We start from the raw sequence: 465 nt of genomic DNA on the forward strand, positions 1-465 counted from the left end.
GGAATTGCCGCGGTACGAATGCGCACAGGGGATACGAGGATGGCGATTGTGGACCAGACGAAGTTGCAGGCGGCGATTCTCAGTCCTGGTCATGGTGGGCTCCTATGGAGTTGGTGACGTCGAACATCACCAGCCTGCCATGGCCGCTCAAATCCTCAACGGATTTTGCAGAACCTCCCGCACACTACCTATTCGCCGACGGATCAGGGCAATTATCGTGCGTCAGAAGAAGCGGCCACGCTTCTTGTTCCGGTTCCTCCTTTCAATCGGTATCAGCCGCAGCGCTGCTGCTGGAACCGCGTATTGCGGCAAAGGGGGATGGGCGAAGTCGAACCGGCCCGGCATGCAGCGCGCATATCCGCCTGCTTGGTTTAAGGGAAAGTTAGTCTCGCTGAATGACTGACCGGCTGATGCCGGTAGGATCAAGTGGAGGGGCTGAAGCCGTTTCTGTGGGAATGCCGGTCC

1 protein-coding gene is annotated in these 465 nt (G+C 58.3%); it reads right to left on the reverse strand.

What is annotated here, in order from left to right:
* Nucleotides 1-222: 222 nt before the first annotated feature.
* Nucleotides 223-465, reverse strand: a 243-nt coding sequence (locus L3X40_RS22185; RefSeq protein WP_237367483.1) for a hypothetical protein, incomplete at its 5' end; no start/stop codon positions are given.

The sequence above is a fragment of the Rhizorhapis sp. SPR117 genome (assembly GCF_021742065.1).